Origin of the sequence: Acrocarpospora macrocephala, assembly GCF_009687865.1 — a bacterium.
Classification (GTDB): domain Bacteria; phylum Actinomycetota; class Actinomycetes; order Streptosporangiales; family Streptosporangiaceae; genus Acrocarpospora; species Acrocarpospora macrocephala.
The window spans coordinates 72,824-82,976 of the sequence record NZ_BLAE01000054.1 but is presented as its reverse complement, the minus strand read 5'-3'; the positions used below and the strand labels follow the sequence as shown (position 1 = coordinate 82,976).

The 10,153-nt window shown below is 68.0% G+C and carries 10 protein-coding genes; 1 reads left to right on the top strand and 9 read right to left on the bottom strand.

Translation table 11 applies throughout. From position 1 onward, the window contains the following. The 9 genes from Amac_RS38400 to Amac_RS38360 form a co-directional block, all read right to left on the bottom strand. A partial coding sequence (locus Amac_RS38400) for a serine/threonine-protein kinase (protein ID WP_155359332.1) occupies positions 1-828 on the bottom strand: 828 nt, incomplete at its 3' end. A 114-nt stretch (positions 829-942) separates the two neighbouring features. Further along, the gene (locus tag Amac_RS38395; RefSeq protein ID WP_246268987.1) at positions 943-1,548 is read right to left on the bottom strand and encodes a carboxymuconolactone decarboxylase family protein; all 606 of its coding nucleotides are present in this window, start codon (positions 1,546-1,548) and stop codon (positions 943-945) included. After that, positions 1,545-2,234 carry a class I SAM-dependent methyltransferase gene (locus Amac_RS38390; protein WP_246268991.1) on the bottom strand — a complete coding sequence of 230 codons (690 nt, stop codon included), beginning with the start codon at positions 2,232-2,234 and terminating at the stop codon, positions 1,545-1,547. The genes Amac_RS38395 and Amac_RS38390 overlap by 4 nt, the downstream gene beginning before the upstream one ends. Positions 2,235-2,344: 110 nt before the next feature. Further along, on the bottom strand, positions 2,345-4,162 hold the full coding sequence (locus tag Amac_RS38385) for an AfsR/SARP family transcriptional regulator (protein WP_155359330.1): 1,818 nt from the start codon (positions 4,160-4,162) through the stop codon (positions 2,345-2,347). Positions 4,163-4,235: 73 nt separating this feature from the next. Next, positions 4,236-4,451 carry a tautomerase family protein gene (locus Amac_RS38380; protein WP_155359329.1) on the bottom strand — a complete coding sequence of 72 codons (216 nt, stop codon included), beginning with the start codon at positions 4,449-4,451 and terminating at the stop codon, positions 4,236-4,238. A gap of 153 nt (positions 4,452-4,604) precedes the next feature. After that, a complete protein-coding gene (locus Amac_RS38375) occupies positions 4,605-6,176 on the bottom strand; it encodes a hypothetical protein (protein ID WP_155359328.1) in 1,572 nt (523 codons plus the stop codon). Continuing rightward, positions 6,173-6,511: a cupredoxin domain-containing protein gene (locus Amac_RS38370; RefSeq protein ID WP_170322865.1), complete on the bottom strand. Its 339-nt coding sequence runs from the start codon at positions 6,509-6,511 to the stop codon at positions 6,173-6,175. The genes Amac_RS38375 and Amac_RS38370 overlap by 4 nt, the downstream gene beginning before the upstream one ends. An 86-nt stretch (positions 6,512-6,597) precedes the next feature. After that, positions 6,598-7,326, bottom strand: a complete 729-nt coding sequence (locus tag Amac_RS38365) for a copper resistance CopC family protein (protein WP_155359326.1) — start codon at positions 7,324-7,326, stop codon at positions 6,598-6,600. Positions 7,327-7,910: 584 nt separating this feature from the next. Continuing rightward, positions 7,911-8,300: an MmcQ/YjbR family DNA-binding protein gene (locus Amac_RS38360; protein ID WP_155359325.1), complete on the bottom strand. Its 390-nt coding sequence runs from the start codon at positions 8,298-8,300 to the stop codon at positions 7,911-7,913. Between the two features lie 141 nt (positions 8,301-8,441). Between Amac_RS38360 and araB the strand changes: the two genes are divergently transcribed. After that, on the top strand, positions 8,442-10,112 hold the full coding sequence (araB, locus tag Amac_RS38355; protein ID WP_155359324.1) for a ribulokinase: 1,671 nt from the start codon (positions 8,442-8,444) through the stop codon (positions 10,110-10,112). The last annotated feature ends 41 nt before the right edge of the window (positions 10,113-10,153 follow it).

Below are 10,153 nucleotides of genomic sequence, written 5' to 3'. Positions count from 1 at the left end.
GGTGGGGAGGGTGCCGCCGACGAGGGCGAGCATCAGGTCTTGGGCGGTGGGGCGGGTGGTGGGGTCGGGGGAGGTGGCGCGGCGGACCAGGTCGTTCAAGGGAGGTGGGAGGTCGCCCAGGTCGGGGTGGGTGTTGAGGACGCGGGCGGCCATCAGGGAGGCGTCGCCGTGGCCGTAGGGGTGGCGGCCGGTGCCGGCGTAGGAGACCAGGCAGCCCCAGGCGAATATGTCGGTCCATGGGCCGATTTCGGAGCCGTTGACCTGTTCGGGGGCCCACCAGCCGGGGCTGCCGACGACTTCGCCGGCTTGGGTGGGGCCGCTGGTGGCGTCGAGAGCGCGGGCGATGCCGAAGTCGATCACGCGCGGGCCGGACATGGAGAGGATGACGTTGGCGGGTTTCAGGTCGCGGTGGACCAAGCCGGCCACGTGGATGGCGGCCAGGGCGGTGGCCACGCCGATCGCGACGCCGTGGAGCTGGCCGGGGTCGAGGGCGCCGTGCCGCGAGATCTGCTGGGACAGTGGAGTGCCGGGGATGTATTCCGTCACCATGTACGGCCGCCCATCCCGGGTCGTACCGTCATCTAAAACCTGGGCGGTGCAGAAGGACGCGACCCGGCGGGCGTGGGTCACCTCCGCATGGAATCGCGCGGCGAAGTGGTCCGAGGCGTACCCGGTTCTGATGACCTTGATCGCGACGAGGCGGCCGGTGTCGCCGGTGGCGAGGTAGACCGTTCCCATGCCGCCCTCACCCAACCGGCCCAACAAGCGATAAGTGCCGATCTGCTGGGGATCGTCTGGAATGAGGGGCTCGGTGCCGGCTGGCTGCATTTAGGGGTGACCTCTCGCGTGACCTCCCCTTTTATTACACCCCAGCCGTTCACCCCGGGAAGAAATTCGCTCGCGTTGGGTACGGAACGTCGTACCCAACGCGAAAACCACGTGTCAGGACGCGATGTCGTCCAGGAACGGGCGCCCGTACGTCACGGCGTTGAGGACGGCCGCGGGGGCGTAGGTGCGGTATTCGGAATCGGGCGGGACCCCGAGCGCGTCGTTGACGGTGGAGAAGGCGAGGCGCAGCGCGACGAACGCGGTCATCGCGAAGATCTTGTCATCGCTGAGCCCGGCATCCCGGAGCTCCTGGACGTCGGCTTCGGTGGTCTGGTTGGGGTCACGGGCAAGCTTGCGCGCCCAGCGGGCCATCGCCCGCTCCTGGTCGCTCAACCCGGCGTCCGTGCCGAGCAACACCCCGGAGGCGATCGCCTCGTCGGCGGCGGCAGCCAGCCGCACACCCCACGACAGCGAGCAGTAGGAGTCCCCGAACGCGGACGCGCAGGCCACGACCAGGATCGACCGCTGCCGAGCATCCAGCCCATGCGGCGAACTGGCCTCACGAAGCAGCCCGAACAACGACATGACGGTCCTCGGCTGGTACGCCCAGAGCCTGGACACATTCATCACATAGCCGAGCTCCTCGACATCCTCCTCGAAGATCCGCCTCGCGTCGTCGTCCACCTCGGGCATGCCGAGAAAACCAATGGTGCTCATCATGAACTCTCTTTACGCGCGAGATACCCGACCACGTCGATGAGGGCCCGGAGCGGAAGTCCATCCAGAACGTGCGGGCGGGCTTCCTTGATCGCCCCTTCGAGGAAGGCGGCCTCCCCGACGTTCAGCATCGCCTCGTACGCGGGACCGGTGGACGCCAGAGTCCGCGCGAACATCTCGGGATCGGCGTACTCCCAGGCGAACGGCACCGAGATCCGCTCGATGCCCACAAACCCGGAGCGCGCCAGCAGGTCCTCCCCCACCCCTGGCCGTCCGAGCGACACCATCGCCGCCTGGTTCTCCAGCTTCGCCGTGGTCGCCATCCGGAACGGCGCGAGCGCCCACGCCCCCGGCGACTTCTTGATATGCCCCCACACCGTGAACCCCACCCGCCCTCCGGGCTTGAGCACACGGTAGATCTCGTCCAGCGCCCCGGGAGTCGTCCCCCAGACGCCGCGGAAGCTGGTCACGACGTCGAAGCTCGCGTCCTCCCACGGCAGCGCCTGCATGTCCCCCACGCGTACATCCGCGCCGGGATTGCGGTGTTTGGCAACCGCGATCAGCCGAGCTGAAGCGTCGATACCGGCGCATGAAGCGCCCCGGAGCGAAGCGAACTCGATGGCGAGACCGGAGCCGCAGGCGAGGTCGATGAGCCGGTCACCCGCGCCGACGCCGAGGGCGTGGTGCATGGTCACGTATTCACGGCAGTTGGACGGTTCGCTGAGTGTGGCGAAATCAGCCGCCTTGCGGCCCCACCCCTCATCGACGACGGTCCAATCCGTCTGTCTTAACGGTGTTGTCATTGCTTCTGCCTCATAGCGGATTCATGGAACAAATGGGCCAGCGCCGGGTTGTCGATGTCGGCGCTGAGCAGCCGGGCGGCCGCCAGCGCGTTCTGATCGCCCAGTCGCGCCCGGTGCAGATGCGCCCGGACCACGAGCTCGCGCATGTCGCAGCGCGCGGCCAGGGCCGCCAGGTTCTCGATCAGGGGCCGGGCCCGGTCATGATCGCCATGGTCGAGGGCGGTGCCGACAGCGGCGTCCATCGCGTAGCCGTGCACCCACTGGTAACGGTCAGGCACCCGGATGCACCGGAAGGACGCCTCGTCCTGCCACTTCCTGGCGGCCGGATAGTCGCCCTTGGCGGCGCTGAGCAGGCCGAGGCCGCGCGCCGCCATGCCCTCCCAGCAGGAGTCGTTGAGCTGGCAGGCCAGCTCCCAGGCCTGCTCGAACCCGTCGGTGGCGGCTTCGAGGTCCCCGCCGAACAGGTCGAGCTCGGCCCGCAGGGTCTGCGGCCAGGGCAGGAACGCCATCCAGCGCTGCTCGTACACGCGCTCCAGGGCTCTGGCCAGCGCCGCGGCGGCCTGGCTGCGCTCGGCGCGCAGCAGGTGCGCCCGGGCCACCATGGACAGCGAAAAGGCCTGCTGCCGGTGATCCCCGCATCGGCCCGACCGCTCCACCGACTCGTTGAGCAGCTCGAAAGCCAGCGGGTAGTCGCCGAAATCGGAGGCGTTCCTGCCGCGCACCGCGAGCAGCCCCGCCCACTCCTGATCGGTCTCGGCCAGGGCCTGCGCCTTGGCCAGCCAGACCTCGGCCGTCTTGCGCCGCCCGGCCTGCACCTCGACGAACGCCAGCTCCCGGTGCGCGGTCACCGCGGTGGCCCGGTCCCCGGTGCGGGTGGCCAGCTCGATCGCCTCGTGGATCGCGACGATGCCTTCCTCGTCCCGCCCGCGCGCCGCGTGGATCAGCGCCCCGCCGAGCGCGACCAGCGCACGAGCCTGCAGGGCCACGTCCCGGGCGCGTGCCGCCTCCGCCACGGCCCGGCGCAGACACTGCAGGCCGGCGTCCACGGCCCCGGCCACGATCGCGGCCCGGCCCGCGTCCAGCTGGCTGGACGCCGCCGCGCGGCCGCTCAACGGGGGCGCCATCGGGCTGCCGGTGCCGACATGGGCCGCCTCCCGCAGCGCCGGGGACGCGTCCACCCCGAGTTCCCGCCGCAGAATGTCCTCCCCCACCGCGACCTGCCGCAACGCCGCGGTACGGTCCCCCGCCGCGGCCAGGCTCCGCACCAGCAGCTCGTGGTTGCCCTCTTCCAGCGGATTGCGCGTGACGGCCCGCGAGGCGTACCGCACCGCGTCGCCCGCCCGCCCGCTGGCCAGCAGCGCGACGGCCGTCTGGCGTAGCCGCGCCTCGACCCGGGCCGAGACGCGGTGCCGTTCCACCAGCAGCCAGGATTCGAACTCCAGGCTGGAGGTCAGATGCACACCTTCGAGCAGTTCTCCGCCGATATCCAGCAATGGTGTGGGATCGGCGCGCTCCCGAGTGATCTGCTCAAGGTCCACGACCACGTCGTCACCCAGGTCCAGGGAGATGGGATCCCCGCTGAGCACATCGCGTTTGCCGAGCGCGCGGCGGAGTTCGGCGAGCGTCCAGCGCAGCGCGCCCAGCGGGTCGTCGGCGTCGCCGAAGAGCAGTTCAGCCAGATGCCGCCGGCTTGGCGGCCGCTCCGCCAGCAGCAGGTAGCTGAGTAGAGCCCATGCTTTGCGGCCACGCGGCGATCTGACCGGCTGGCCGTCCCGCTCGATGGCCGGAGGTCCGAGCAAACGGATCGTCAACATGGGACTCACTCCCTTCCGCGAATTTCGGTCGCGCGAAGTCGTGAGGACAGTTCGACTTCGCGCGCGTGAACGATCAGCCTGCGGCGAGTGCCTTGACGTCGGCGGTGGTCAGCGGCTGCCCGCCGATGCCCCAGTCGCCGCTCTTGACGTCCTCGATGACGACCCAGGTGACCGAGCGCATGTTCTCGCCCTCGATACTGACCATCGCCTCGGTGAGCGACTTGACGATCTCGGCCTTCTGCGAGTCGTCGAAAACGCCCTCGATGACCTTCACGTTGATGAGCGGCATGATTTCCCCTCGATATGTGGTGTGTTCCGTCGGCGCCACACATGTGCCGACAGAGTGAACCTTGCCGGGGGCTCGTGTGAGTCAGCGTGTGAGTACGCGCATGCTTCTGAACTGCCGGAACGAGGGTGCCTGGAGGGCGCTGAGCGTCCTGGTTTATCCGGCGAACAGCAGGAGTAGGCCGACGACGGTGTAGATCACCATGAGGGCCATCAAGGGGATCTGGCCGATGACCGCGGTCCGGTGCGGGAACAGGGTCAGGGCGCGGTCGTGGGCGAGGACGGTGCCGAGGACGTGGCCGATCACGATGACGGTGACCTGGAGCATGGCGATGGAGGCGGGGGTGGCGCCCAGGCTCTGGAGGGTCCAGTTCGCGGTGCCGAGCCAGTTCGCGCCGGTGTCGAGGGGGTCGGAGAGCAGGGCCAGGGTGTGCTGGCCTTCGAAGAGGAACAGCGTGAAGTAGTGGGCGACGAGGTAGCCGACCGCGATCGGGACCAGGGAGTGGGCGAGTTCGCCGGCGGTCGTGGCCGGTGCGGCGCTGCCGAGGCGGGCGGCCCAGGTGGTGGCGGCCAGGAACAGGGCCAGGACCAGGGCGATGACGGTGAGCAGGCCGAAGGTGCCCATGAGGGGGGCGGGGAGGCGGCTTTCCTGGACGAATCGCACCCAGAGGGGGGCGTTGGAGAGGCTGTCGTACATGGTCGAGCCGAGGAGCACGATCACCAGGGCGGGGAGACCGGGGGCGTGCGCGAGTCCGGCCATGCCGTCGAGGGGGTTACGCAGGGTCAGCTTGGTGTGTGCAGGGGATTCGGTGGCTTTGGCGGCCGAGTTGCGCGGCTTAGTTTGCGCGGGTGGGTGGGAATCGCGCCTTCGTGATTTGCCTTGGGGTGATATGCCGTGCGGGGATTTACCTCGGGGCGATTTGTCTTGGGGCGATTTGGCGGCTGGGCGTCCCGGTGGACGCGTGGGTTGTGTGATTTGTCGGCTTATGGGGGAAAGGCTGCCGATCAGGGTGCTGTACGCCTCGAAAGCGTCGCCTTTGTCGAACCATTGGGATCCGAAGATGGCGGCTCCGGTGAGGGTGGTCAGGGCGTACAAGGTCAGCCAGATGGTGATGACGGGGAGGGTTGCGCGGTCGGGGGCGACGAGTTCCAGCCAGACGAAGGCGAGCAGGCCCGCGGTGGCGGGCCAGTAGCCGACGCGGGGGGAGAGAGTTTTCCAGCCGTGGTCGGGGTCGCGGCGGAGGAGGGCGCAGGCGGCGCGGTGGAGGGTGCGTAGTGGGTTGAAATTTCGCCATACAGGGCCGAAGACGAGGGATAGGGGGACTAGGCCGACCCAGAAGAGGACGTAGAAGGCGCCTGCGGTGGGGTTGTCGGGGGTGTCGGGGCCGAAGAGCAGGCCGATGGCGAAGTACGCGGCGATCACGATGCCGATGGCGGGCCGGAGCCAGGTGGTGTTCCGGGTCACGTACGACGGGATGCCGGCCAGGCGGGGTTCGCGCCAGAGGAAGCCGAGGGCGGCGAAGGACACGAGCAGGGCGATGGCCGCGCCCGAGACGGCGGCGGAGAACGGGATCGGCAGATCCTGGCGTCCGCCGACACCGTGGGCGAGAAGCCGTTCGCCGACGCCCTGGGCGAGGAACTGTCCGCCAACGCCCTGGGCGAGGAACTGTCCATCGACGCCTTGGGTAAGGAACTGCCCACCGACGCCCTCGGTAAGGAGCATGGTCACTGGACCACGAGCTGGAACAACTGCAGCTCGGACTCGTGGGTCTCGACCTCGAAAAGACCGTCCTGGTCGGCGACGAACTCGATCGTGGCGACCGTGCCAGGCTGCAAGCTGGCGGATTTGTCGAATCCGTGCACATGGGCTTCGTCAGCGACGTCACTGGTCACCGAGATCTTGACCTGCTGGCCCTTGGCGACCTCGACGCGTGCCGGTGGCGGGGTCACGGTGCCGTTGGCGATGGTCACGGCGATCTCCTTGGCCGGGCCGGAGAAGGTGGCGGCGTCACTTGCCGCGCCGCACGCCGTCACCGACAGGACCGCACAAACGAGAAGAACCATCAGAGACTTCATTTAGTGACTCCAAACAGGGTTTATCGGGCTTTGTTGCCGGCGCCGACGGGTTCGGGTCTCGTGCCTGGCGGCGGTTATCGGGTCTTGTTGGCGGGGCGGCGTGCGGTACTGACGAGAAGGATCAAAACTCCGGCCACGAGAATGGCGGGGATCAGCCACACCACGAAGCCACCGTCATTGCCGCTGGACGAGGTGCTCTCGCCGACGGCGGCGGGCTGCTGGGAGAAGAGGCTGCTGGGCTGAACGGCCTGCGGCCCTTGGCTGGGCTGAACGGATTGCGGCCCTTGATCGGGCTGAGTGATCGGCGCGGTGGACGCCGCCACATGGCTGGGCTCGACCAGTAGCGCGGGATCGGGCTCGTTGTCCGGCGCCTGCCAGCCAGCTGGAGCTTTGGCTATCGTCCCGGTGTATTCGAACCGGACCTCGCCCTTGACGAGTTCCCCATCCGAAGCGCGTGAGACGTATTTAACGGTATAAACACCCTGCTCAGGCCAGTACGCGACGGGAACCATCGCCGGAAACCCCGTCTCGAACAAGCGTGGCTCCCACTTGCCGTTGCTGAGCCAGAGCTCACGAACCGGCTCGTCAAGGCGTTTGGGTTCCCCATGGGACCACTGCGTATCCAGACGCCGCCCACTAGGACTCAGCACCGCGAAATACGCATTCGGCGCAGGCTTCTCAGTGAAGTAGAGCTGCAGCTTTTCCATGGGCGCATCGAGGGTGCTGTCCTTGCCCGGCACCGACACCGCCAGCTGACCATGAGCAGCGGCGGGCTGCGCGACGACCACAAGCCCCGCGATCAAGCCGAACACCACAAGCGCGACACGCCTACACAAGCGCACGGAAGTCGACCCCTCCGACTCAAACGCGTGCGCCGACCACGCCACCCAACGGATAACGTCTTACTCTCCAGCGGCGTGCCACGGCCCCGGAGCAAGCTCACCCTACCAACGCCAACACGAATCCGACCAGATCGGACCACCCGACGATTGCGGCTCCCGCACACTCGCGCGTAACCGGGCGTGCGCACGCGCAGGTCCCGCCGGCCTGGCCGCCAAGGGCCCGAACGATGTCCGTCTCGGGCGTGCGCACGCGCAAGTTCCCCCGAGCAGAGCAGCGATCGGCAGGTGGAACACCAAACAGCACATCGCTGGGCAGAATGCCGCCGTCGCCGGAGGCTATCCCGGCCAGCAGCGACTCATCGGGAAACCAAACAGCACGCCGCTGCGCGGAATGCCACTGCCGCTCTTGGCGCCGATGCGGTGAGAGCCATCACCCGCGTGAACGGTACCGGATAACGGCGAGCAATCCGGTGACATGCTCGTCTATCCAGGTGCTTAGGCCTGGAGCGTGCGTCCCGAGGCCGAGCCCAGGCATTGAGGCAGCCTCACGGCTGGGTATCGAGGTAGGCCTTGGCGAGGCGCTTTGGGGCTCGGCATAACCACGCGTCGGTGATGACTTCGGCGAGTTCCTCCACGGGGATGCGGTCGAGCCTGATGAGGATCGCGGCATACCCATTGAAGTGGGGCGTCGTGAAGTACACCTCCGGGTCGTCGGCGAGGAAGGCCTCCTTGACGGTGAGGTCGGCGACCTGCGCGGCCAGAATCGGACCGTCGGGTGCCTGGTCGCCGAGGGCCTGCAGGTCAGACCGTCTGAGCGGGCGCTCCCAGACGAACCCCTTCTTGTTCACGGTCCACGACAGGGTCTCCCGCGACGTCACCTCGGCCGTCTCGGGCATGGCCATCGCGAGCCGCCGCACGTCTTCCCAGCTAGCCATTGGGCCAGCCTAAACACCACCACCGACAGAATCCGGCCCCGGCCAAGAGTGCTAGCGCTAACATCATCTACCCTGCCGACCACTTGACCTCGACCAGTGATAGCGCTAACAATCAGGCACTCGAACACTTGGGAGCGGGACGTGAACAGACTTCCGACCGTCGTCATCGGCATCGACTTCGGCACGCTATCCGGCCGGGCCTTGGTGGTCGCGACCGAGGACGGGACAGAGCTGGGCACTGCCGTACATGAGTATCGGCATGGCGTGGTCGAGCGGCAGTTGCCCGGTGGCGGGGCGGCGCTGAAGCCGCAGTGGGCGCTTCAGGTTCCGCAGGATTGGCGGGATGTGCTCGTGCACGCGGTGCCCGCCGCGCTGGCCGCCGCCGGGGTCACGCCGGAGCAGGTGATCGGCATCGGGACCGATTTCACCGCGTGCACGGTGCTTCCGGTGACTTCGGCGGGAGTGCCGCTCTGCGAGCTGGATGATCTGCGCGATCGCCCCCATGCGTACCCCAAGCTGTGGAAACACCATGCGGCCCAGCCACATGCGGACCGGATCAACGCGCTCGCGGCCGCGCGGGGAGAGGGCTGGCTGGCCCGGTACGGCGGGAAGATCTCCAGCGAATGGCAGTTCGCCAAGGGGCTGCAACTGCTGGAAGAGGATCCGGAGGTGTATCGGCGTGCCGATCGCTGGATCGAAGCCGCTGACTGGATCATCTGGGAGCTCTGCGGGACGGAGACCCGCAACCTCTGCACAGCCGGATACAAGGGGATTTTTCAGGACGGCCACTACCCCAGCCGGGAGTTTCTCGAAGCCCTGAATCCGGATTTCGGGGACTTTGTCGGCAAGCTCGAGCATCCGCTTTCCGCCATGGGTGAGCGGGCGGGCGGGCTCAGCGCGCGGGCCGCCGCGTGGATGGGGCTGCCGGAGGGCGTCGCGGTCGCGATCGGCAATGTGGACGCGCATGTCACCAGCGTGGCCGCCGGGGCGATCGACCCTGGCCAGATGCTCGCGGTGATGGGGACCAGCACGTGCCACATCATCAACGGGCCGGCGCTGGCCGAGGTGCCAGGGATGTGCGGCGCGGTGCGGGATGGGGTGATTCCCGGGCTCTGGGGGTACGAGGCCGGGCAGAGCGGGGTTGGGGATATCTTCGCGTGGTTCGTCGAGTCGGGGCTGCCGGAGGAGTACCAGACCGAGGCGCGGGAGCGGGGATTGTCTGGCCATGAGCTGCTCAGCGAGAAGGCGGCCAAGCAGCCGGTCGGGCAGCATGGACTGGTCGCCCTGGATTGGCATGGCGGCAATAGGTCCGTGCTGGTAGACCATGATTTGTCCGGCGTGCTGATCGGGGCGACGCTCGCGACCCGGCCGGAGGAGGTGTATCGCGCGCTGCTGGAGGCGACCGCGTTCGGAACGCGTACGATCATCGACGCGTTCGAGGGCAGCGGGGTTCGGGTGGACGAGTTGATCGTCGCCGGTGGGCTGTTGCGTAGTTCCTTCTTGATGCAGATATATGCGGACATCATCCAGCGGCCGCTGAGCATCATCGGGTCGGCGCAAGGGCCGGCTCTCGGGTCCGCGATTCATGCGGCGGTCGCGGCAGGGGCGTACCCGGATCTGCACGCGGCCTCAGCCACGATGGCCCGAGTCCACCGCAACGTGTACCAACCGGACCCCAACCACGCCGCCACTTACGACCAGCTCTACGCGATCTACACCGAACTCCACGACCACTTCGGCCGCGGCGGCACCAACGCCCTCCACCGCCTCCACGCCCTCCGGAATGGTAGCGATAACACTGATGCCTCTTGATCAACCCCGAGGGGTCTTCTGAGTGTTTGCGATAACAGAGC

Excerpts from the sequence above, each read along its gene's own strand:
- Amac_RS38385 (WP_155359330.1), bottom strand. The coding sequence starts at position 4,162 with ATGTTGACGATCCGTTTGCTCGGACCTCCGGCCATCGAGCGGGACGGC.
- Amac_RS38395 (WP_246268987.1), bottom strand. The coding sequence starts at position 1,548 with ATGATGAGCACCATTGGTTTTCTCGGCATGCCCGAGGTGGACGACGAC.
- Amac_RS38390 (WP_246268991.1), bottom strand. The coding sequence starts at position 2,234 with ATGCACCACGCCCTCGGCGTCGGCGCGGGTGACCGGCTCATCGACCTC.
- Amac_RS38380 (WP_155359329.1), bottom strand. The coding sequence starts at position 4,451 with ATGCCGCTCATCAACGTGAAGGTCATCGAGGGCGTTTTCGACGACTCG.
- Amac_RS38370 (WP_170322865.1), bottom strand. The coding sequence starts at position 6,511 with ATGGTTCTTCTCGTTTGTGCGGTCCTGTCGGTGACGGCGTGCGGCGCG.
- Amac_RS38360 (WP_155359325.1), bottom strand. The coding sequence starts at position 8,300 with ATGGCTAGCTGGGAAGACGTGCGGCGGCTCGCGATGGCCATGCCCGAG.